The organism is Stenotrophomonas sp. SrG (assembly GCF_050031795.1).
In the GTDB taxonomy this organism is placed as follows: Bacteria; Pseudomonadota; Gammaproteobacteria; order Xanthomonadales; family Xanthomonadaceae; genus Stenotrophomonas; species Stenotrophomonas rhizophila_A.
Window position 1 is genome coordinate 1 of the sequence record NZ_JBNBBE010001544.1, and the last position, 233, is coordinate 233.

The window sequence follows — 233 nt, forward strand, 5'->3', positions numbered from 1 at the left end:
ACTCCACCCTCGTCCCCGCTAAGGCCGCGCGGCTCCTGACCGGCCAGCTGGGCAAGGGCATGAAGGACGCGGCCTCGGCGGCGGGGTCGGTGGTGCGTTCGCGCGCCGAGCGGCTGGGCATCGACGCCGATTTCCTGCAGAAGCATGACGTGCACCTGCACGTGCCCGATGGCGCCACCCCGCAGGACCGCCCCAGCGCCGGCATCGCGAAGGTGACCGCGTTGGTGTCGATG

At 72.1% G+C, this 233-nt stretch carries 1 protein-coding gene; it reads left to right on the forward strand.

All coding sequences use genetic code 11. The features are described 5' to 3' along the window. A partial coding sequence (locus ACQG3P_RS24560; RefSeq protein WP_426806505.1) for a S16 family serine protease occupies positions 1-233 on the forward strand: 233 nt, incomplete at both ends.